The sequence below is a fragment of the Bradyrhizobium sp. USDA 4501 genome, from assembly GCF_054062115.1.
Map to the genome: position 1 here is coordinate 8,019,253 of NZ_JBSSEX010000001.1, position 19,750 is coordinate 8,039,002.

Here is a 19,750-nt window from a genome sequence, read left to right on the forward strand (position 1 = left end):
AAGGTTGCATTTCAAACATTTGTATGAAACTATCGTTTGAACGGTCGGAAATGTCAATCCGCAGATCGCGGGGCAGCATTCTGGCACACCGCCGCCGCCCTTTCGCGAACGCCCTTGCGAGCCGCGGAGGCGGGGTCAACAATGTCGGCAAATGGCTACGGCCCAGGTCATCGGCCCAGGTCAGCGGCCCAAGTCTAGGAAACGAGGAGCGTCCCATGGATTTCACGATGTCGCCCAAACAGAAGGAGTGGCTGGAGCGCGTTCAGGCCTTCATGAAAACGCACGTTCGGCCCGCCGTGCCGATCTACGACAAGCAGGATGCCGAGGGCCCGCGCTGGAAGGTGATCCCGATCCTCGAGGATCTGAAGAAGAAGGCGAAGGCCGAAGGCCTCTGGAACATGTTCATGCCGCCGTCCTCGCATGAGGACGATGAATTCCACGGCGCGGGATTGACCAATCTCGAATACGCGCTGCTGTCGGAAGAGATGGGTCGCATCTCCTGGGCTTCGGAAGTGTTCAACTGCTCCGCTCCCGATACCGGCAACATGGAAGTGTTCATCCGCTACGGCACCAAGGAGCAGAAGCGCAAATGGCTGCGCCCGCTGATGGACGGCGAGATCCGCTCCGCCTTCCTGATGACCGAGCCGGCGGTCGCTTCGTCCGACGCCACCAACATCGAGACTCGGATCGAGAAGGACGGCGATCACTACGTCATCAACGGCCGCAAATGGTGGTCGTCGGGCGTCGGCGATCCTCGTTGCAAGATCGCGATCCTGATGGGCAAGACCGACTTCAACGCCGCCAAGCATCAGCAGCAGTCGCAGATCCTGGTGCCGCTCGATACCCCCGGCATCAAGGTCGAGAAGATGCTGCCGGTGTTCGGCTTCGACGATGCGCCGCACGGCCACGCCCAGGTGCTGCTCGAGAACGTCCGCGTGCCGAAGGAAAACATCCTGCTCGGCGAAGGCCGCGGCTTCGAGATCGCCCAGGGCCGTCTCGGTCCGGGCCGCATCCATCACTGCATGCGCACCATCGGCCAGGCCGAGGAGGCGCTGGAGAAGATGGTGAAGCGGCTCGCCTCGCGCACCGCGTTCGGCAAGAAGATCATCGAGCATTCGGTCTGGGAGCAGCGCATCGGCGATGCCCGCACCGACATCGAGATGAACCGTCTGCTCTGCCTCAAGGCCGCCGACATGATGGACAAGGTCGGCAACAAGACCGCGCAGGCCGAGATCGCGATGATCAAGGTCGCAGCTCCCAACATGGCGCTGAAGATCATCGACCAGGCGATTCAGGCCTTTGGCGGCGGCGGCGTCTCCGACGACGCAGGCCTCGCCCGCGCCTATGCCCACATCCGCACGCTCCGTCTCGCCGACGGTCCGGACGAGGTGCACAATCGCGCCATTGCCAGACTTGAACTTCGGAAGTATGCAAACACGTCGCACTGAGCATGATGCGGAACGCATGGCGTTCGCGCGCACATCGTGCTCAGAATGAAAAAGAGAGATCAGGCTGGCGTGCCAGCCTGATTGAGGGAGCGCCCCGACGCGCTCCTTGAAAAATCGAGTTGAGGGAGCGTCATCGTGGCGGACGGCGTCAGGAAAGACGAAGAATTTTCCGGCACAAGGGAAGTCGAGGAGCGCCATCGTATCAACGAGGCCAGTCTCGACGCCTGGATGAGGGAACACGTCGAAGGCTATCAGGGCCCGCTCACGGTCCTGCAGTTCAAGGGTGGCCAGTCCAACCCGACCTACAAGCTCGAGACCCCCGGCCGCAACTACGTGATGCGGCGCAAGCCGTTCGGTAAATTGTTGCCGTCGGCGCATGCGGTCGATCGCGAGTTCCGCGTGATCGCGGCGCTTGGCAAGCAGAATTTCCCGGTCGCGAAAGCCTACGCCCTGTGCACCGACGATGCGGTGATCGGCTCGGCCTTCTACATCATGTCGATGGAAGAGGGGCGGGTGTTCTGGGATCCGACGCTGCCGAGCCAGGAGCCCGACGCGCGCCGAAAGATCTTCGCCAGCAAGATCGAGACGCTGGCCAAGCTTCATCTGTTCAATCCCGAGACGATCGGCCTCGGCGATTTCGGCAAGCCCGGCAATTATTTTGCGCGGCAGGTCGATCGCTGGACCAAGCAGTACCGCGCCTCCGAAACCCAGCACATTCCCGAATTCGAGAAGCTCGCCGAGTGGCTGCCGAAAACCGTTCCGGAGCAGAAGCGCGTCTCGATCGTTCATGGCGACTATCGCCTCGACAACATGATCTTCCACGCCACCGAGCCGCGGGTGCAGGCGGTGCTGGACTGGGAATTGTCGACGCTCGGCGATCCCATGGCCGACTTCACCTACCTGTTGATGCAGTGGACCATGCCGGGCCTCGTCAATGCCGATCTCAAGGCATTGAACATTCCGAGCCAGGATGAAGCGGCGCAGATCTATTGCGACGTGACCGGCATCCCGGTGCCGGACCTGAACTGGTATTTCTCCTACAATCTGTTCCGCCTTGCCGGCATCACGCAGGGCATCGCGGGCCGGGTTCGCGACGGCACCGCGGCGAATGCCAAGGCCCTCGAGTCGGCCAAGCGCACCGTGCCGCTGTCGCAGGCGTCATGGGAATACGCGCAGAAGGCCGGCGCAACCTGATTCAGGAAAGCGGCGCGATCCCGCAGGGTTCGCGCCGCCTTGCGTCCGCTTCACCTCGCCCCGCCTGCGGGGAGAGGTAGGATCGCATCGCCAGATGCGATCCGCGTGAGGGGAGTCTCCGCAAACACATTTGTCGCCGTTGATGCGGCGCCGCCGCTGCAAGGTGCGGCATGTTTCCGCATTGTAGCCATCTGTGACTTGAGTTCGCGCTGCCGCTTTGGCAAGTCAGTCCGGTCAACGCCCGCCCTGGTCCTGATCGGACATCTTCATTTTGACCCTTTCCTCCAATCTTCGCGGCAGCCTGTTCATGGCTGCGGCCATGGCCAGCTTCACGGTCAACGACACCATCACCAAGGCGGTGTCGGCGGAGCTCAACATCGGCGAGATCCTGCTGGTGCGCGGCCTGGTTGCGATGGTGCTGGTCGCGGCGCTCGCCTGGTACCGTGACGCGCTGCGCAGTTTCAGCGTGCTGCTGATCTGGCCGGTCGGGCTGCGCGTCCTTGGCGAGATCGGCGGCACGCTAACCTATCTCTCCGCGATCGCGCAGATCCCGCTCGCCAACGCCTCGGCGATCTTCCAGGCGCTGCCGCTGGTCATCACGCTCGGTGCGGCGCTGGTGTTCGGCGAGCCGGTCGGCTGGCGGCGCTGGCTTGCGATCGCGGCCGGCTTCATCGGCGTGCTTGTCATCGTTCGGCCCGGTGCGGAAGGCTTTAGCCAGGCTGCGCTCTTGGCGCTGGCGTCGGTCGGCTTCTGCGCGGTGCGCGATCTCGCCACCCGCCGTATCCCGAAAGAGCTGCCGACCGTGTTCATCACGCTGCTCACCACCGTGACCGTGACGACGGCGGGTGCTGTCGTCCTTGTCCCGCTCGGCGGCTGGCGGCCGCCGTCCGGCACCGCGCTCGGCCTGCTCATATTGGCCGCGGTCCTGATCCTGATCGGTTATCAGTGCATCATCGTGTCGCTGCGCACCGGCGACATCTCGGCGGTGGCGCCGTTCCGCTATACCGCGCTGCCGTGGGCGATGCTGACAGGCTATCTCGCCTTCGGCCACAAGCCCGATGGTCCAATGCTCGCGGGCGCCGCGATCATCGTGGCCTCCGGCCTCTATGCCTTCTACCGCGAGCGCAAGCGCGACAAGCTCCGTCCGGCCGCGACCGGACCGGGCCTGCCGCCGGATGGGCTGTGAGGCATCCGTGATCCTACGCAATCATTTGCAAATCACTTCGCGCAATGCGCGATCAGCCGTGCGACGAATGCGCCGCACGCCTCGAGCTGCGACATCTCGACGAACTCATCCGGCGTATGCGCCTGTGCGATCGAGCCGGGGCCGACCACAACGGACGGCACGTCCGCCATGCTGACGAACAGGCTGGCCTCGGTGCCGAAGGCAACCTTGGCGTGGTCGTTGCGGCCGGCAAATTGCTTGGCGAGCGTGACGATCGCGGCGTCCGCCGCGGTGTCGAGTGCGGGGTAGTCGAGGATCTCCTCGAAGTCGATGCCGCAGTCCGGATGCCGCTTGCGCATGTCAGGCTCGATCTCGGCCTTGGCCCAGGCGATGATCGCGTCCGTCACCTCTCTCGACTCGGTGATGCCGATGCCGCGGCACTCGAATTCCACCACGCATTGGTCCGGCACGATGTTCAGCGCGGCGCCGCCATGCACGATGCTGGTGAGCAGGGTCGAGTGCGGGACATCGTAGAGGCTGTCTCGCTCGGCATCCGCCGCCAGCAGCACGGCGCGACGGCGGATTTCGGCGATCAGGTCGGCGGCATATTCGATGGCGTTGACGCCGTCGGGCGCGATCGAGGAATGGCGGGCGAGCCCGCGGAACGTGGCGCGCACGCCATGCTTGCCCTTGTGACCGATGATCACCTGCATCTGGGTCGGCTCGCCGACGAAACAGCCGAGCGGCTTGATCGGCTTGCGCGCGACCTCGCGCAGCATCGGACGCACGCCGACGCAACCGATCTCCTCGTCATAGGAGATCGCAAGATTGATCGGCGTCTTCAGATCGGCCGCGAGCATCTCGGGAACCATCGCGAGGCAGACGGCGACAAAGCCCTTCATGTCGGTGGTGCCGCGGCCGTACAGCCGGCCGTCGCGCTCGATGAGCTCGAACGGGTTGTGGCTCCAGTCCTGTCCCACAACCGGCACGACATCGGTATGCCCCGACAGCACCAGTCCGGCCTTGTCCTCGGGGCCGACCGTGACCCACAACGAGGACTTCTGCCCGGTTTCATCGACGATGCGCTGTCCCGTGAGGCCAAGCGAGGCGAGGTAGCGCTCGATGTAGTCGATCAGGGGCAGATTGCTGCGGTCGCTGACGGTGTCGAAGGCGACGAGGTCGGCCAAGAGCTTGCGGATGCGGTCGGGACGTTGATTTTGCATTGCCTGTTCGTTTGCGAGGGGATTGTGCGAGGAATGACGAGTGTGCGGGCGATCCTACCAGCGAAGTATAACAGCTGGTGGGCCTGCCGAGGCCAAGCAATATTCGGACCGTTGCCAGCGGTTATTGGAGGTCCAGGCGTGTAGATGGGTAGAGCGAAGCGAAACCCATCAAACATATCCGCGCGGCGCGGTGAGATGATGGGTTTCGTGGAGCTATCAGTCGCGCGCGTTGCGCGGACCTAGCGCGGACGAAAGGCAAGACTCGGACGATTTATGTCGCGAGAATGCGAAGCTGTTCCCCATTCTCGGCTGTCATCGCCCGGCTCGGACCGGGCGATTCAGTACGCCGCGGCCTCTCGGCTCAAGCACAGACGTCTCTGGAGTACTGGATCACCCGCATGCGTATGCGCAGGTGATGACACCGCATTGTTTGGCACTTGAATGCGAACCATCTCCAGCGTCGTCCCGGCGAAGGCCGGGACCCATTACCCCAAATGCCAATGAATGCGCGACGCTGGGGCAACAGCCTTCTTCAACTACTCGACCCTGTGGTTATGGGTCCCGGCCTTCGCCCATAGGCGCTAAGATAGTTTGATCATAGTCTGATAGTGGCGCTTATGTCTGGGTGGCTCGCGTAGATGTCGCCGGAGAGCGTGACTGGCTCTGCAGAGTAGAGCGATTGCGGGCTGTGGAATGATCGCTTGCCGTAGCGAAGCGACGAGCTGGCGCAGCAGACGCCACGTCACTGGGTGGGTCAGGCGGCGTCGGGCAAGCGGGGAGAGTCTTCGAGTTCGTCGACGAGCGGCTCGAGCAATAGAATGATCAGCAGATGAGCGAGGATATGGGGTCTGGCGGACCGCTCGTCGGTTCCGGGAGGTCCCTTCAGGCCAATCAGGCTTTTCAGCCGCTTGAAGCCGAGCTCAATGCGCCATCGCAGCCGATAGAGGGCGAGGATATCTGCAGTCGTGAAGTCCTCTGGCCTGAGTGAGGTCACCAGGATCACCCAATCTGCGGCGTCAAGTGTTTGCCTGGAGAGCTGATGACCTCCCTTTTGTGCAGTCCGGCGCGCCTTGCGTCGCGCAGCCGCAGCAGCTTGCGCCGGCTTCTTCGCGGCAACCAGACGCACTGCGAGCGGCGGCGCACCTGACTTGCGCTTTATCCAAATCGGCCGATCGATCAGGCCACGCGCCGAGGCGTTGCGCAGTTCGGCAGTGAGGTCAACAAGATTACCTTCGGCATCGAGCCAGCGCGCGCTCTTCCAGCCGGCCCGGATCACGAAGTCTGCATCGGCATCGACGAGATGCGCCATGCGCTCCGGTTGCAGATAGGCGCGATCGGCAAGACGGATCTCACCGGCAACCGCCGGTATCCGATCCAGCGTCTCGCCCGCTCGCTGATCGGTCAGCTCGAAGTGACCAAAGCGCTCCTGCGGAAGATCGAACGCGCTATGGATACGCCACACTGCGTTCTTGTTCCTGCCGCTCGTCCCAGCCTTGGGGACCGTCGTGGCGTCAACAATACGGATCAGACGACCGCGGCTCGCCTTCGGCGCCGCGTCGGCAAGCGCCTGCTCGACCAAGATTGCCAGCCAATCTCCGCACTGACGTAAGCGATACAACAGAGCCACGTTGGAGATATCGACAAGCCCAACCGACGTGGCCCATGCCGCCGTCAACCGCAGCCCTTTCTCACCAAGGCAATAAGCCAAGATCAGGCGCAGCAAGTCGACCGCATTGCTGATCTCCCGCGGACGGACAAACGCCTTCGTCTTGCGCGCGCTAATGTTCAGAGCCTCGGCTCCGCCAAGTCGGGCGACAACGCGCGCCCAATCTTTGTTCACAAGCGATTCGTGTGCCATTCCATCTTGGAATCACAAACGAATCCAAGGCGCAAATCCTATTTTAGCGCCTATGGGCCTTCGCCGGGACGACGGTCGTGAATGTGGAGCCATCGGGGCCGCAGCCGGGATAACCACTGGAGACTGCCCTCGCTAGATCGGCTTGCCCGTATAGGGCATCGATGCGGTGAGGCCGCCGTCGACCGGGATGGCCTGGCCGTTGACGTAGGACGCATCATCGCTTGCCAGGAACAATCCCATCGCGGCGAGCTCGTGCGGCTGGCCGGCGCGCTTGAGCGGATTGAGCTGGCCGATCTTGTCGGCGGTGCCGCGCTCCTTGGCGCGATCGAACACCGGTTTGGTCATGCCGGTTTCAATCAGGCCCGGGCACACCGCATTGATGCGCACGCCGGTGCCGGAGAGCGAGTAGGCGGTGGTCTGCACCAGGCTGATGACGCCGGCCTTGCTCGCGCCGTAGGGATGTCCGCTGGCACCCGACTTCAGGCCCGCGACGGAGGCGGTGCAGACGATCGAGCCGGAGCCTTGCTTCGTCATATGCGGAATCGAATGCTTGATCGCGAGGAACGGGCCGATCAGATTGACGCGCAGCACTTCCTGCCAATGTTCGACGGTCTGGTCGGCGAGCGGGACGAGGCCGCCGCTGACGCCGGCATTGGCCCAGATCGCATCGAGCTTGCCATACTTCGAAACCGCCTTCTCGATGAAGGCCTTCACGTCGCTCTCCGAGCCGGCATCGGCGGTGACGGCCTCGACAGTGCCGCCGGCATCGCGCACCAGCTTGGCGGTCTCGTTGACGCCCTCGGTGCGATCGACCGCGATCAGCTTGGCGCCTTCCCTGGTGAACAGCAGCGAGGCGGCGCGGCCGATGCCGCTGCCTGCGCCGGTGATGATGACGGATTTGCCTTCGAGGCGGCCCATGGGTTTCTCCCTGTTCACGTGATTAGTTCGGGTGGTCCTTGGCGCGTCTGCCGCGCGACGGAATTCAAACAAAATTTCAAACGTCCGAAGCACTTGAGACGATGTGCGGCGTGACGTACAGCGAGACGGGACACTATTGAAGGGCTCATCCGATGTCCAATCCAGACAAGCCTGACGTGACGGTGACGCGGTGGTGGTGGGTTCGCCACGCGCCGGTGCGCAGCGACGGCGGCAACATCTACGGACAGGAGGATATCGACTGCGACACCGGCGATGTCGAAGTGTTCGAGGCGGTCGCCAAGATGCTGCCGCGCGATGCGGTCTGGTATTCGAGCAATTTGAAACGCACGCACAAGACCGCGGACGCGATCTGGGCTGCCGGGTTTCCAAAACCGGAAAGCATGACGCAGGAACGCGACTTCGCCGAGCAGCATCTCGGCCAATGGCAGGGCATGAACCGCGCCGCGTTTCTCGCCAGCCGTCCGCCGGGTACGGCCTGGTTCGCCGACGTCAACGATCCCGCGCCCGGCGGCGAGAGCTACATGGATCTCTACACTCGCGTCTGCCGCACCATTGTGCGGATCACCGCGGCGGAAGCGGGCAGGAATATCATCGCCGTCGGCCATGGCGGCGTGATCAAGGCTGCGGTCGGGCTGGCGCTCGGCGGCCAGCCGGACAGGGGGCTGTCGTTCGATATCGATAATGTCTCGGTGACGCGGCTCGATCACATCGCAAGCGCAGGCCTGTCGACCTGGCGCTTGCCGATGGTGAACCAGCAGCCGTGGATTGCCGATCCGCGCCACGCCGCTATGCATCAGCCGTCCGGGCCTGAAGTCAGGCCGGCGAGCAAGCTTGCGTGATTGCTGCTATCGCAACCCCACGACGCTGCTTAAGCTCACCGCAGAATTCAAACACCGTAACATCAGGGAGAGAAACATGACCTTGTTCGACATGAAGGGAAAAGTCGCCGTCATCACCGGCTCGACGCGCGGCATCGGACGCGCGATCGCCGAGCGCATGGCCGAGCACGGCGCCAAGGTCGTGATCTCCTCGCGCAAGGCTGACGTCTGCGAGCAGGTGGCGAAGGAGATCAACGACAGCTACGGCAAGGGCACCGCGGTTGCGATCGCGGCCAACATCTCGTCGAAGGAAAACCTGCAGAACCTGGTCGACGAGAGCAACCGCGCCTTCGGCAAGATCGACGTGCTGGTCTGCAACGCGGCGTCCAATCCTTACTACGGTCCGCTCGCCGGCATCTCCGACGATCAGTTCCGCAAGATTCTCGACAACAACATCGTCGCCAACAACTGGCTGATCTCGATGGTGGTGCCGCAGATGATCGAGCGCACGGACGGCTCGATCATCATCGTGTCCTCGATCGGCGGCCTGAAGGGCTCGACCATCCTCGGCGCCTACGCGATCTCCAAGGCTGCCGACATGCAGCTCGCGCGCAACCTCGCCTGCGAATATGGCAAGCACAATATCCGCGTGAACTGCATCGCGCCGGGCCTGATCAAGACCGACTTTGCGAAAGCGCTGTGGGACAATCCGGACAATCTGAAGGCCTCGACCGCGCGCTCGCCGCTGCTGCGGATCGGCGTGCCGGACGAGATCGCTGGCGCCGCCGTGATGATGGGCTCGCGGGCCGGCGACTTCATGACCGGCCAGACCATCGTGATCGACGGCGGCGCGACGATCAGCTGAGCATCACTCGTCATTCCGGGGCAGCCCGCAGGGCTGAACCCGGAATCTCGATGTTGTTGCGCGAGATTCCCCGATGCGCGATTGCGCATCTTAGGTTCGCGCCCCGGAATGACGGACTACTCCACCGCCGCGTACACCCCGTTGCGCACCAGCGAGCGGGTATATTCGCGCTGGCCCGGGCCCTGCATCATGAAGACCGCGATCAGGTCTTCGCTCGGATCGATCCAGAAGAACGTGCCGGCCATGCCGCTCCAGAAGTACTGGCCGACCGAGCCGGAGAACGGCGCGATGCCCTGCTGCATGCGCACGGCGAAGCCGAGGCCAAAACTGTGGCCGGGCGACACCAGCGTGCCCTGGATCTTCACGCCGCCGCCGAGGTGATCGGAGGCCATGAATTCGAGCGTCTTGCGGCCGATGATCCTGGTACCGTCGAGCGAGCCGCCGTTCAGCAGCATCTGCGCGAAGCGGGCATAATCCATCGTGGTCGAAACCAGGCCGCCGCCGCCGGATTCCATCGCCGGCTTCTCCAGCATGTTGAACAGCTGCACCTTGTCGTTGGTCCAGGGATCGTTGGCAAAGGCCTCGGCGAGGCGGCCGGCATTGGCTTCCCCGGTGTGGAAGGCGGTCTCGGTCATCTGCAGCGGCGAGAGGATGTGCTCAGTGAGGTACGCGCCGAGCGTCTTGCCGCTGACGACCTCGATGATGCGGCCGAGTATGTCGGTGGAGCGGCTGTAGTTCCACTCGGCGCCGGGCTGGCAAACCAGCGGCATGCCGGCGAGCATGGTGGCGTGCTCGGCATTGGTGATCTTGCGGCTGCGCAGCCGCGACTGCTGGTAGAGCTGCTGCACCGGGCCGTTGCCGGTGTGGTCATAAGTAAGCCCAGACGTGTGGCGAAGCAGGTCCTGGATCGTCATCTGCCGCTGCACGGGTACCAGCTCGAGCTTGCCGTTGTTCTCGACGCCGACCTTGGTCTCGGCGAATTCGGGGATGAACCTCGCCACGGGGTCGTTGAGCAGGAAGTGGCCGTCCTCCAGCAGCTGCATGATGCCGATCGAGACGATCGGCTTGGTCATCGAGAAGATGCGGAAGATCGTGTCATGCGCCATCGGCGCCGAGGCGGTCGGGCTTTGCCGGCCGATCGCGTCGAACCAGCCGATCTGGCCGCGCCGCGCCACCAGCACCGTCACGCCGGGCACGGTTCCCTTGTCGACCTCGCGGCGGAAGGTGTCGGACATCGCCTGCAGCCGCACGCTCGACAGCCCGATCGATTCGGGCTTGGCGAGGGGAAGGGACGGGGTGGTCGGGCTGGCGGCGTGCTTGGTGGCGGTTTGAGCGTTCATGGTCTCTCCCTGGTTCTTGATTCTTGCGGCGAGGTGCCGACACGGGGTGATCGCCGAAGTCTGGCGCAGAAGTTTTGCAATGAACAGAAGCTTCACCGCTTCGCCCTTGCAAACCGGCCATGCCCTGTGCTTGAAACGGCGCGAACCGGCGGCGACGCGGGTTCCCTGCAGGAGTGTAGCTCAATTGGTAGAGCACCGGTCTCCAAAACCGGGGGTCGCAGGTTCGAGCCCTGCCACTCCTGCCAGCCTTTTCCCAATCATTTGAATGCCTTGGCCGAGGTCCCGGACCCCGGCCATAATCCTGTTCGCCTACTTGATGAGCGGGCAGCCGCCGTCCTTCAGCGGCCGGAACGCCTGGTCGCCGGGCACTTCGGCGAGCACCTTGTAGTAATCCCACGGCGCCTTCGATTCCTCGGGCTTCTTGACCTCGAACAGGAACATCGAGTGCACCATGCGGCCGTCCTCGCGCACCACGCCGTTGTCAGTGAAGGCGTCGCGGACCGGGGTCGCGCGCATCTTGGCCAGCACCGGCCTGGTCTCCTTGGTGCCGGCGGCCTTCACCGCGTTGAGGTAGTGCAGGGTGGCGCTGTAGGTCGCGGCCTGGTTCATCGTCGGCATCCGCTTCATGCGCTCGAAGAAGCGCTTGCCGAAGGCGCGGGTGCGGTCGTTGAGATCCCAGTAGTAGGCCTCGGTGATGATCAGGCCCTGCGCGAGCTTGAGCCCGAGGCTGTGGATATCCGAGATGAACATCACGATGCCGGCGAGGTTCTGCCCGCCCGCGACGATGCCGAATTCGGAGGCCTGCTTGATGGTGTTGATGGTGTCGGCGCCGCCATTGGCCATGCCGATGATCTTGGCCTTCGAGGCCTGCGCCTGCAGCAGAAAGGACGAGAAGTCCGGCGTGTTGAGCGGATGCCGCGCGCTGCCGAGCACCTTGCCGCCGGCGGCGCGGACCACGTCGCCGGTGTCGCGTTCGATCGAATGGCCGAACAGATAGTCGGCGGTGATGAAGAACCAGGTATCGCCGCCGTTCTTCACGATCGCGCTGCCGACGGTGTGGGCGTTGGCGTAGGTGTCGTAAGTCCAGTGCAGCGTGTAGGGCGAGCAGGACTTGCCGGTGATGTCGGAGCTCGCCGCATCCGTCACGATCATGATCTTCTCGAACTGCTTCGACATCTCCATGCCGGCGAGCGCGGTCGCCGAGGTCGGCATGTCGATGATCATGTCGACATTCTCGGCCTCGTACCATTTGCGGGTGATGGTGGCGGCGACGTCGGCCTTGTTGAGGGCGTCGGCGGTGACGAGCTCGATCGGCTTGCCGAACATCGACCCGCCGAACTCCTCGATCGCCATCTTGGTGGCCTCGACATTGCCGGCGCCGCCGATGTCCGAATAGACCGACTGGAAATCCGTGAGCACGCCGATCTTGAGCGGCGCCTGCTGGGCGAGCGCCGGCCCTGCCAGCACAGCCGCGATCAGGCCGGCGGCGGACAGACTCTGACGATGGATTTCATGATGGTGTGCCTCCCCGAGGTGTTCTTGTCAGTTTGTCCGACAAAGCTAGATTTGCCCGGTTCCGGTGTCAATTCCGACCGCTCGGGTGCGACAATCAGGCCGAATATTGCCCGTTTGACGCCCCAAGGGCCTTCGCCTATCTTTTGTCCGACAAACGACAATCGGGGTCCGGGGGAGCTGAAGATGCCCACCACGCCGCTGTTCCGGCGTATCGATGTCGCGCCGGCCTATCAGAAGGTCGCCGACGCGATCGAACGCGAGATCATCAACGGGCGGATCAAGCCGGGCGAGCCGATCGGCACCGAGCAGCAGCTGGTTGCGCAGTTCGGCGTCAACCGCTCGACGGTGCGCGAGGGCATTCGCGTGCTCGAGGAGGGCGGGCTGATCCGCCGCGATTCCAGCCGCCGGCTGCAGGCCTGCCTGCCGCGCTACAACAAGCTCGCGACGCGACTGTCCCGCGCGCTGATTCTGCACGAGGTGACGTTCCGCGAATTGTTCGAGACCTCGATGACGCTGGAGGTCGCGAGCGTCGAGGGCGCGGTGGAGCGCGCGACCGAGGAGAACATCGCCGAGCTCGCCGGCAATCTCGAGCGCAGCGCAGCTGTCGTCGGCAATCCCGCTGCGCTTGCCGAGCTCGATGCGGAATTCCATGCGCTGATGGCCAAGGCCTCGCAGAACCGCGTGCTGCAGCTGGCGCGCGAGCCCGCCGCGCAACTGTTCTTTCCGACCACCGAGATGATCGTGGGCGGCGTGCCTGAGGGCGGCGCGCGGCTGGTCGAGGCGCACCATCATCTGCTCGACGCGATCAAGCGGCGCGACAAGGAGGCCGGCGTGCTGTGGACGCGGCGGCACCTGCAGGACTGGCGGCGCGGTTTCGAGAAGATCGCCTCGCTCGATCGCTCGGTCGAGCACACCTACATGGAACACGCTTACGCCGCCCGGCAATAGCGACGGCGCGGCCAAGACAAGACGAAAACAACGACAACAAGCACATTCAGGAGGGACAAATGAGCGGAGACATCGCAGCAACCATCCAGCGCGCCCGCGGGCACAGCATCGGCGATCTGCTGCGCCGGTCGGCGAAGCGCTACCCCGGCAAGACCGCGCTGATCTGCGGCGAGGTGAGCTGGAGCTTTGCGGAGATGGACGCGATCTGCAATCGGCTCGGCCGCGGCTTGCTCGCGCTCGGCGTTGCGAAGGGCGATCGCGTCGCGGTGCTGTCGCGCAACTCGCACGGCTTCGCCGCGCTACGCTTTGCGGTGGCCCGGATCGGCGCCATCCTGGTGCCGATCAACTTCATGCTCAATCCGGACGAGATCAATTTCATCCTCGCCAATTCCGGCGCCAAGCTGCTCGCGGTCGGCCCCGATTTCGTGAAGACGGCGCACGCTGCGGCCGCCAAGGGCTCGGCGGTCGAGACCCTGGTCTGGCTGCCCGGCGAGGATCCGGCCACCGCGCCCAACGGCATCACGACGTTCGACAGCCTGTTGCACGGCGACGCGTCGGCGCCGGAGGCATCGGTGGACAGCCGAGATCCCGCGCAGGTCATCTACACCAGCGGCACCGAGTCGCTGCCGAAGGGCGCGATCCTCACCCACGAAGCCGTCATGTGGCAGTATGTCAGCTGCATCATCGACGGCGGCATGGTGACCGACGACACGGTGCTGCACGCGCTGCCGCTCTATCACTGCGCGCAGCTCGACGTTTTCCTCGGGCCCGCGATCTATCTCGGCGCCACCAGCCTCATTACCGGCAAGCCGGTGCCCGACAATGTCCTGGCGCTGATCGCGGCCCACAAGATCAATTCGTTCTTCGCGCCGCCGACGATCTGGATCGCGATGCTGCGCTCGGGCGCGTTCGACCGCACCGACCTGTCGACCCTGCGCAAGGGCTATTACGGCGCCTCGATCATGCCGGTCGAGGTGCTGCTCGAATTGCAGCGCCGGCTGCCCGAGGTGAAGTTCTGGAATTTCTACGGCCAGACCGAGATCGCGCCGCTCGCGACCGTGCTTTCGCCGGAGGACCAGCTGCCGAAGGCGGGCTCGGCCGGCAAGCCCGCGATCAATGTCGAGACGCGGGTGGTCAGGCCCGATATGACCGACGTCGAGGTCGCGGAGGTCGGCGAGATCGTGCACCGCTCGCCGCATCTGTTGTCCGGCTATTACAACGATCCGGTCAAGACCGCGGCCGCGTTCGCCGGCGGCTGGTTTCATTCCGGCGACCTCGCGACCGTCGATGCCGACGGCTACGTCACCGTCGTCGATCGGGTGAAGGACATGATCAAGAGCGGCGGCGAGAATGTCGCGAGCCGCGAGGTCGAGGAGATGATCTACCGGCTGCCTTCGGTGTCGGAGGTCGCGGTGGTCGGGCTGCCAGATCCGCGCTGGATCGAGGCGGTGACCGCGATCGTCGTGGTCAAGGCCGGCGCGAGCCTCGAGGCCGAGGCGGTCATCAAGCATTGCGCGGCGTCGATGGCCCATTTCAAGGTGCCGAAGCAGGTCATCTTCGTGGATGCCTTGCCGAAGAATCCGAGCGGCAAGCTGCTCAAGCGCGAGCTGCGCCAGCGCTATGTCGGTGGCGCCACGCTCGATCAGGCGGTGCAGAAGAGCTTCGCCGGCTAGGCTGTCTATTGGCCAGCTGTCGCCGGCGCGTTGTCCGACCATTCCGGCGGCAAGCCAAGCTTGCCGGCGGCCATTCCGACCAGGCCGGGACTGCGGCCGAACGCCTCGCAGGCCGCGTATTTCGGCTTGCCGCCGAACGTTGCGCCAATCTTGTCGAACGATGGCGGCTCCGGCGCCTTTCCGAATGGCGTCGCGCCGGTGACGACGAGCTTGCTGAAGTCGTCGCTGAAGGAAGGGGCGAGATCGTAGGCGTCACCGGCGCTCGAGACCATCGGTGAGTTGGTGAACGAATTCGCCCCGCGGGCCCAGATCATCGCCGCCTGCTGGCGGCTGACCTGATCGCGCACCTCGGCTTCGACGGTCAAGCTGCCAAGCCCGACCGGCAACCGCGGCACCGGCACCGGCACGCCTGCGCCGAACGCGCTCGGCAGGAAGCTGACCACCTTGGAAGTGCCCGCCGCGACCTCGTCGGTGGGCGCCGCCTGGGTGACAAGCGCGTGCACGGACAAATCCGCAGGCTGATCGGGACGAACGACCTGAAGGCGCTCGCTCAGGCCGACGCACAGCGAACGATCGATCGCGTTGGCCACCAGGTGCCGCTGCTCCTGGGACAGCGTCGGCGACGCTGCCTGCGAGAAGGTCGTCGGGACGATCCGCACCGTCTTCGCAGCGAGGACCTCGTCCTTGTTGACGCGAACCAGCGATTTCGCCAGCACTCCGTCGGACGGCGTGAGATTGTCGTAGGATGCCAATGACCCGCCCCGCGTCATCGGTGCGCTGGCACAGCCCGACAACAACGCCACCAGAACCGCAGCGCCCGGCAGAAATTCGATTCTCATGTACCCCTCGAACGACCGCTCATCCCACGAACGATCGAAGGTCACGATAGAGCAGGGCCGCCGGGGTCGGGATTAAGAGATATTAAGTCAGATGTAGCTCGCGAAACCGCGCGACCTATTTGAGCCACATTTGGCCGTGCAGGCTTAACAAAACGCTATATTTGCGCACTGCGCATCCGGGGCCGAGGCCTCTAAAATGCCGTGATGCAAATCCTGGAATACGACCTCGTGGCTTTCCCCGTCACCAACGCACGCATCCTCTGCGTCGAGGACGATGCCGATATCGCGCGCATGCTGGCCGAGGTGCTTGAGGACAACGGCTTCCGACCGGTGCTGGTCGGCTCGGCCGTGGAGATGGATGCGCTGCAAGCGCGAGAGCTTTGATCTCGTCGTACTCGACGTGATGCTGCCGGGCGAGGATGGGCTGAGCATCTGCCGGCGCCTGCGCATGTCGTCTTCGATTCCGATCATCATGCTCACCGCGCGGGGCGAGGACATCGACCGCATCCTCGGCCTCGAGCTCGGTGCCGATGACTACGTCACCAAGCCGTTCAATTCGCGCGAACTGGTCGCCCGCATCCGGGCGCTGCTGCGCCGCGTCGAGAGCGGCGCCACGTCGCGGTCACGGCCGCGTCCGCTGACCTTTGCCGGATGGCGCACCAACCCCACCACCCGTGAGCTGCATGACCCCGCGGGCGTCCGGATCACGCTGACCGGCGCCGAGTTCGATCTGCTGCTGGCGTTCTGCCGCATCCTGGGCAGGTGCTGTCACGCGAGCAATTGATCGAGCAGGCCTTCGGCGGCCTGATCGCCTCAGTCGAGCGCAGCGTCGACGTTCATATCAGCCGCATCAGGCAGAAGATCGAACCGGATCCGAAGGACCGCTCGATGATCAAGACGGTGCGGCTCGGCGGCTACCTCTTCACGCCTGCGGTCGAGCAGATATGATGGGATGGGCGCAGCGGCTGATGCCGCGCAGCGTCGCTGCGCAACTCATGAGCCTCTTCGCGCTCTCGGAACTGATCGGCATCACGCTCGCGGCGGTGACCATCATTTTCATTCGATTCTCCCTCGATCACCGACACGCAGAAGTTTCTTGCCGGGCGGGTCGCGGAGATCACGCAGCTTGTGCGTTCCACGAAGACGCCGGCAGACGCGGATGAACTGCCGGCCGCAGCCAGGCGCGGCGGTCTCGACGTCAGGCGCGTCGCCTTGGGCGAACTGGTGCCTCGAACAGCCGCAGAGACGCGGTCGTTTTCCATGCGAGCGTTCCGGCAAGTGGCTGCCGAGCCCCGAATTGAATTGATGGAGGATCTGCGCCATCCCGCAGGCTCGTCGTCACAGGTGATCGTGAGACTCGACGATGGCCACGCGCTGATGGCCGACGTTGCGGTCAAAGGCGGCCTTTGGTCCACTTTGCTCCGCCCGCTGGCCGGGGGCACGATCATCGTGCTGATCTCGATGCTGCTGCTGTCGGTCTATGCGGTGCGTTGGGTGATCGCGCCGCTGGCCGATGTCGCGCGTGCCGCGACCTCGTTCGGCCGCTCGCCGCGGGCTCCCGAGGTGTTGCGCCGGCGCGGTCCGCTCGAGATCGCCGGTCGCCGACGCGCTGAACGACATGCGCACACGTATCGCAGCGCTGCTCGACGACCGCACCCGCATGCTCGCCGCCATCAGTCATGACCTGCGGACGCCGCTGACCCGGCTCAGGCTGCGCACCGAGCGCGTCGGCGACGACACCCTGCGCCCGGCGATGCTGGGCGATATCGCCAAGATGACGCGCATGATCAACGAGACCCTGGAGTATCTGCGCGAGGATGCCCGCTCGGAGGCGGCGTCGTTCATCGACCTGCCGAGCTTCCTGCAGACCATCTGTTCGGACTTCGCCGACATGGGCCACGCGGTATCCTATGCCGGGCCGGCGCGTCTGCCTTATGCCTGCCGGCCCCGCGCGCTGTCGCGCGCCGCCACCAAAATCGTGGAGAATGCGGTCAAGCACGGCAGCAAGGTCGCGGTGACGCTTCGCCCCATGGAGGCTGGCCACATCGAGATCGAGGTGGCGGATGACGGTCCGGGCATCCCACCTGCGCTGCACGACAAGGTGTTCGAGCCCTTCTTCAAGGCCGACAGCGCCCGGCAGGAGGGGGGCTTCGGGCTGGGACTATCGATCGCGCAGGATATCGCCAAGCGCCATGGCGGCAGCATCGCGTTGAGCCTGCGGGAGCCGAGCGGACTGCTCGTATCGATGCTGCTGCCGCCAAAACCCGGCCTGGCCTAGAGGGGCGAGACGAACGACGCTGATCCCGCCAGGACGCCAGGGGATCGCAGGGCGCCGGCTAAGCCCTTGATTTGGAGAGACCAATGCCCGATTTGCCCGAACCGGGCGGGAGCCGGACCCGACCCCGCCGACCTTGACGTTTGGCCGGTCTCGCAGTAGATACTCGCCACTCGCAGCCGGCCCGCTTTGATGGCGGATATCCGGCGCGGCCTAATTCCCCGAACATTCGAGCTCGTTTATCGGCTCAACCTTCCAAACGAGGGCTGGGTCCGCAAGGTCGGCTGTTCGGATTCCTTGAAACGTTGCAATCGTCCGGAGACGGACGCGGATCTCACGATGGCTTTCAGCCCGTTCAAATTCCTGCAGGAAGTGCGCTCGGAGACCGCCAAGGTCACCTGGCCGACGCGCCGCGAGACGACCATCACCACCATCATGGTGTTCGTGATGGTGGCGCTGGCCTCAGTCTTCTTCTTCGCCGCAGATCAGATCATCCGCTATCTGATTACCCTGATACTGGGCATCCACTGATGAGCATGGGAACTCAATTGATGGACAAGCGCTGGTACATCGTCCACGCCTATTCGAACTTCGAGAAGAAGGTTCAGGAATCGATCCGCGAGCAGGCCAAGCAGCGTGGGCTGGAAGAACTGTTCGAGCAGATTCTAGTGCCGACCGAGAAGGTCACAGAGGTGCGCCGCGGCCGCAAGATCGACGCCGAGCGCAAGTTCTTCCCGGGCTATGTACTGGTGAAGATGAAGCTGACCGACGAGGCGTTCCATCTGATCAAGAACACCCCGAAGGTGACCGGCTTCCTCGGCGCGGAAAACAAGCCGATGCCGATCTCGGAAGCGGAGGCGATGCGGATCCTGCACCAGGTGCAGGAGGGCGTGGAGCGTCCGAAGGCGTCGGTGTCGTTCGAGATCGGGGAGAACGTACGCGTGGCCGACGGCCCGTTCGCTTCGTTCTCCGGCGTGGTGGAAGAAATCGACGAGGCGCGCTCGCGCGTCAAGGTCGCGGTGTCGATCTTCGGCCGCGCGACGCCCGTGGAACTGGAATTCGGTCAGGTCGAAAAGGTGGTCTGACCGGACGGCGCGGGGTATCTGCCTCGCGTCAAGTCGAGAGGCCGTGGGAGGGAGGAGGCGGTCGCCAGCCCCTTCAACCGAACCACGGAACCTGAAACCGCCGGCACGTCCGGCACAACAGGAGTGATAAATGGCAAAGAAAGTGACCGGATACCTGAAGCTTCAGGTCCCGGCCGGTGCGGCGAATCCTTCGCCCCCGATCGGCCCCGCGCTTGGTCAGCGCGGTCTCAACATCATGGAGTTCTGCAAGGCGTTCAACGCGCAGACCCAGAAGGAAGAGAAGAACACCCCGATCCCGGTGATCATCACCATCTATGCGGACCGGTCCTTCACCTTCGAGATGAAGACCCCTCCGATGTCCTACTTCCTCAAGCAGGCCGCCAAGATCCAGTCCGGATCGAAGGCGCCGGGCCGTGACAAGGCCGGCCAGGTGACCAAGGCGCAAGTGCGCGAGATCGCCGAGAAGAAGATGAAGGACTTGAATTGCGACACCATCGAATCGGCCATGAAGATGGTCGAGGGCTCTGCCCGTTCGATGGGTCTGGAAGTTGCGGGGTAACGGGCC

Annotated in this window: 19 protein-coding genes, 1 tRNA gene and 1 pseudogene; 14 read left to right on the top strand and 7 right to left on the bottom strand. The window is 64.3% G+C overall.

The features are described from left to right. Nucleotides 1-215: 215 nt before the first annotated feature. The 3 genes from ACVWZM_RS37135 to ACVWZM_RS37145 all read left to right on the top strand — a co-directional run bounded on the left by ACVWZM_RS37135 (nucleotide 216) and on the right by ACVWZM_RS37145 (nucleotide 3,828). Entirely contained in the window at nucleotides 216-1,448 is a 1,233-nt protein-coding gene (locus ACVWZM_RS37135; protein WP_168857056.1) for an acyl-CoA dehydrogenase family protein, read from the top strand. Nucleotides 1,449-1,583: 135 nt separating this feature from the next. After that, nucleotides 1,584-2,642: a phosphotransferase family protein gene (locus tag ACVWZM_RS37140; protein WP_253639617.1), complete on the top strand. Its 1,059-nt coding sequence runs from the start codon at nucleotides 1,584-1,586 to the stop codon at nucleotides 2,640-2,642. 271 nt (nucleotides 2,643-2,913) lie between these two features. Next, the gene (locus tag ACVWZM_RS37145) at nucleotides 2,914-3,828 is read left to right on the top strand and encodes a DMT family transporter (RefSeq protein WP_141342957.1); all 915 of its coding nucleotides are present in this window, start codon (nucleotides 2,914-2,916) and stop codon (nucleotides 3,826-3,828) included. 32 nt (nucleotides 3,829-3,860) lie between these two features. Here ACVWZM_RS37145 and argE read toward each other — a convergent pair whose 3' ends face one another. The 3 genes from argE to ACVWZM_RS37160 form a co-directional block, all read right to left on the bottom strand. Next, entirely contained in the window at nucleotides 3,861-5,030 is a 1,170-nt protein-coding gene (argE, locus tag ACVWZM_RS37150) for an acetylornithine deacetylase (protein WP_253639618.1), read from the bottom strand. A 754-nt stretch (nucleotides 5,031-5,784) separates the two neighbouring features. After that, nucleotides 5,785-6,870, bottom strand: a complete 1,086-nt coding sequence (locus ACVWZM_RS37155) for an IS4 family transposase (RefSeq protein ID WP_456851881.1) — start codon at nucleotides 6,868-6,870, stop codon at nucleotides 5,785-5,787. Between the two features lie 150 nt (nucleotides 6,871-7,020). Further along, nucleotides 7,021-7,806: an SDR family NAD(P)-dependent oxidoreductase gene (locus ACVWZM_RS37160; protein ID WP_057019562.1), complete on the bottom strand. Its 786-nt coding sequence runs from the start codon at nucleotides 7,804-7,806 to the stop codon at nucleotides 7,021-7,023. A 152-nt stretch (nucleotides 7,807-7,958) separates the two neighbouring features. Here ACVWZM_RS37160 and ACVWZM_RS37165 point away from each other — a divergent pair, with 152 nt between their 5' ends. Both ACVWZM_RS37165 and ACVWZM_RS37170 read left to right on the top strand, forming a co-directional pair. Next, nucleotides 7,959-8,666, top strand: a complete 708-nt coding sequence (locus ACVWZM_RS37165) for a histidine phosphatase family protein (protein WP_057019561.1) — start codon at nucleotides 7,959-7,961, stop codon at nucleotides 8,664-8,666. 76 nt (nucleotides 8,667-8,742) lie between these two features. Beyond that, on the top strand, nucleotides 8,743-9,510 hold the full coding sequence (locus tag ACVWZM_RS37170) for an SDR family NAD(P)-dependent oxidoreductase (RefSeq protein ID WP_456855839.1): 768 nt from the start codon (nucleotides 8,743-8,745) through the stop codon (nucleotides 9,508-9,510). Nucleotides 9,511-9,626: 116 nt separating this feature from the next. On the opposite strand, the gene ACVWZM_RS37175 is transcribed toward ACVWZM_RS37170, so the two are convergent. Further along, complete coding sequence (locus ACVWZM_RS37175) at nucleotides 9,627-10,850, bottom strand: serine hydrolase domain-containing protein (RefSeq protein ID WP_253639619.1); 1,224 nt, start codon at nucleotides 10,848-10,850, stop codon at nucleotides 9,627-9,629. A gap of 169 nt (nucleotides 10,851-11,019) precedes the next feature. Between ACVWZM_RS37175 and ACVWZM_RS37180 the strand changes: the two genes are divergently transcribed. Next, nucleotides 11,020-11,095 (top strand) — tRNA-Trp (locus tag ACVWZM_RS37180). Between the two features lie 64 nt (nucleotides 11,096-11,159). Here ACVWZM_RS37180 and ACVWZM_RS37185 read toward each other — a convergent pair. Further along, nucleotides 11,160-12,317, bottom strand: coding sequence for an ABC transporter substrate-binding protein (locus ACVWZM_RS37185; protein WP_456855840.1), 1,158 nt, complete (start codon nucleotides 12,315-12,317; stop codon nucleotides 11,160-11,162). A 231-nt stretch (nucleotides 12,318-12,548) separates the two neighbouring features. Here ACVWZM_RS37185 and ACVWZM_RS37190 point away from each other — a divergent pair, with 231 nt between their 5' ends. Both ACVWZM_RS37190 and ACVWZM_RS37195 read left to right on the top strand, forming a co-directional pair. Then, on the top strand, nucleotides 12,549-13,313 hold the full coding sequence (locus ACVWZM_RS37190) for a FadR/GntR family transcriptional regulator (protein ID WP_253639620.1): 765 nt from the start codon (nucleotides 12,549-12,551) through the stop codon (nucleotides 13,311-13,313). Between the two features lie 59 nt (nucleotides 13,314-13,372). Beyond that, a complete protein-coding gene (locus ACVWZM_RS37195; RefSeq protein ID WP_253639621.1) occupies nucleotides 13,373-14,986 on the top strand; it encodes an acyl-CoA synthetase in 1,614 nt (537 codons plus the stop codon). A gap of 5 nt (nucleotides 14,987-14,991) precedes the next feature. Here ACVWZM_RS37195 and ACVWZM_RS37200 read toward each other — a convergent pair whose 3' ends face one another. After that, on the bottom strand, nucleotides 14,992-15,825 hold the full coding sequence (locus ACVWZM_RS37200) for a DUF3313 domain-containing protein (RefSeq protein WP_253639622.1): 834 nt from the start codon (nucleotides 15,823-15,825) through the stop codon (nucleotides 14,992-14,994). A gap of 204 nt (nucleotides 15,826-16,029) precedes the next feature. Between ACVWZM_RS37200 and ACVWZM_RS37205 the strand changes: the two are divergent. Further along, nucleotides 16,030-16,773: pseudogene (locus tag ACVWZM_RS37205) on the top strand (response regulator). On the opposite strand, the gene ACVWZM_RS37210 reads toward ACVWZM_RS37205, so the two are convergent. Then, complete coding sequence (locus ACVWZM_RS37210; RefSeq protein ID WP_456855841.1) at nucleotides 16,740-17,087, bottom strand: hypothetical protein; 348 nt, start codon at nucleotides 17,085-17,087, stop codon at nucleotides 16,740-16,742. The pseudogene ACVWZM_RS37205 and the gene ACVWZM_RS37210 overlap by 34 nt on opposite strands. Before the next feature lie 43 nt (nucleotides 17,088-17,130). On the opposite strand from ACVWZM_RS37210, the gene ACVWZM_RS37215 reads away from it, so the two are divergent. From ACVWZM_RS37215 to rplK, 5 genes are all read left to right on the top strand, one after another. Next, the gene (locus ACVWZM_RS37215; protein ID WP_456855842.1) at nucleotides 17,131-17,508 is read left to right on the top strand and encodes a hypothetical protein; all 378 of its coding nucleotides are present in this window, start codon (nucleotides 17,131-17,133) and stop codon (nucleotides 17,506-17,508) included. Further along, nucleotides 17,486-18,103: a sensor histidine kinase gene (locus tag ACVWZM_RS37220; RefSeq protein ID WP_456855843.1), complete on the top strand. Its 618-nt coding sequence runs from the start codon at nucleotides 17,486-17,488 to the stop codon at nucleotides 18,101-18,103. Before ACVWZM_RS37215 ends, ACVWZM_RS37220 begins: the two co-directional genes overlap by 23 nt. Nucleotides 18,104-18,439: 336 nt before the next feature. Further along, the gene (gene secE / locus ACVWZM_RS37225) at nucleotides 18,440-18,631 is read left to right on the top strand and encodes a preprotein translocase subunit SecE (protein ID WP_028335448.1); all 192 of its coding nucleotides are present in this window, start codon (nucleotides 18,440-18,442) and stop codon (nucleotides 18,629-18,631) included. A 20-nt stretch (nucleotides 18,632-18,651) separates the two neighbouring features. Then, entirely contained in the window at nucleotides 18,652-19,185 is a 534-nt protein-coding gene (nusG, locus tag ACVWZM_RS37230; RefSeq protein ID WP_021081670.1) for a transcription termination/antitermination protein NusG, read from the top strand. Between the two features lie 130 nt (nucleotides 19,186-19,315). Beyond that, on the top strand, nucleotides 19,316-19,744 hold the full coding sequence (gene rplK / locus ACVWZM_RS37235) for a 50S ribosomal protein L11 (protein WP_016840552.1): 429 nt from the start codon (nucleotides 19,316-19,318) through the stop codon (nucleotides 19,742-19,744). Nucleotides 19,745-19,750 lie beyond the last annotated feature (6 nt).

Bases quoted from the DNA above. Each gene is read 5' to 3' on its own strand.
- ACVWZM_RS37220 (WP_456855843.1), top strand. From the start codon at position 17,486: ATGCTCGCCGCCATCAGTCATGACCTGCGGACGCCGCTGACCCGGCTC.
- ACVWZM_RS37200 (WP_253639622.1), bottom strand. From the start codon at position 15,825: ATGAGAATCGAATTTCTGCCGGGCGCTGCGGTTCTGGTGGCGTTGTTG.
- argE (WP_253639618.1), bottom strand. From the start codon at position 5,030: ATGCAAAATCAACGTCCCGACCGCATCCGCAAGCTCTTGGCCGACCTC.
- ACVWZM_RS37215 (WP_456855842.1), top strand. From the start codon at position 17,131: ATGGAGGATCTGCGCCATCCCGCAGGCTCGTCGTCACAGGTGATCGTG.
- secE (WP_028335448.1), top strand. From the start codon at position 18,440: ATGGCTTTCAGCCCGTTCAAATTCCTGCAGGAAGTGCGCTCGGAGACC.
- ACVWZM_RS37170 (WP_456855839.1), top strand. From the start codon at position 8,743: ATGACCTTGTTCGACATGAAGGGAAAAGTCGCCGTCATCACCGGCTCG.
- ACVWZM_RS37195 (WP_253639621.1), top strand. From the start codon at position 13,373: ATGAGCGGAGACATCGCAGCAACCATCCAGCGCGCCCGCGGGCACAGC.
- ACVWZM_RS37210 (WP_456855841.1), bottom strand. From the start codon at position 17,087: ATGGAAAACGACCGCGTCTCTGCGGCTGTTCGAGGCACCAGTTCGCCC.
- nusG (WP_021081670.1), top strand. From the start codon at position 18,652: ATGGACAAGCGCTGGTACATCGTCCACGCCTATTCGAACTTCGAGAAG.
- ACVWZM_RS37190 (WP_253639620.1), top strand. From the start codon at position 12,549: ATGCCCACCACGCCGCTGTTCCGGCGTATCGATGTCGCGCCGGCCTAT.
- ACVWZM_RS37160 (WP_057019562.1), bottom strand. From the start codon at position 7,806: ATGGGCCGCCTCGAAGGCAAATCCGTCATCATCACCGGCGCAGGCAGC.
- rplK (WP_016840552.1), top strand. From the start codon at position 19,316: ATGGCAAAGAAAGTGACCGGATACCTGAAGCTTCAGGTCCCGGCCGGT.
- ACVWZM_RS37165 (WP_057019561.1), top strand. From the start codon at position 7,959: ATGTCCAATCCAGACAAGCCTGACGTGACGGTGACGCGGTGGTGGTGG.
- ACVWZM_RS37175 (WP_253639619.1), bottom strand. From the start codon at position 10,850: ATGAACGCTCAAACCGCCACCAAGCACGCCGCCAGCCCGACCACCCCG.
- ACVWZM_RS37135 (WP_168857056.1), top strand. From the start codon at position 216: ATGGATTTCACGATGTCGCCCAAACAGAAGGAGTGGCTGGAGCGCGTT.